Origin of the sequence: Bradyrhizobium sp. sGM-13, assembly GCF_018398875.1 — a bacterium.
Taxonomy (GTDB): domain Bacteria; phylum Pseudomonadota; class Alphaproteobacteria; order Rhizobiales; family Xanthobacteraceae; genus Bradyrhizobium.
In genome coordinates, this window is record NZ_JAGWDK010000381.1 from 1 (window position 1) to 252 (window position 252).

Below are 252 nucleotides of genomic sequence, written 5' to 3' on the forward strand. Positions count from 1 at the left end.
TTTGCTGAACATTCACCCTTCTCTGCTGCCGAAATATCCCGGATTACACACCCATCGTCAGGCGCTGGAAAATGGCGATGAAGAGCACGGTACATCGGTGCATTTCGTCACCGATGAACTGGACGGTGGCCCGGTTATTTTACAGGCGAAAGTCCCGGTATTTGCTGGTGATACGGAAGATGACATCACCGCCCGCGTGCAAACCCAGGAACACGCTATTTATCCACTGGTGATTAGCTGGTTTGCCGATGG

Annotated in this window: 1 protein-coding gene; it reads left to right on the plus strand. The window is 52.4% G+C overall.

All coding sequences use genetic code 11. The features are described from left to right. Positions 1-252: phosphoribosylglycinamide formyltransferase (locus KJQ96_RS39370; protein WP_305831090.1), on the plus strand; the 252-nt coding region annotated here is incomplete at both ends.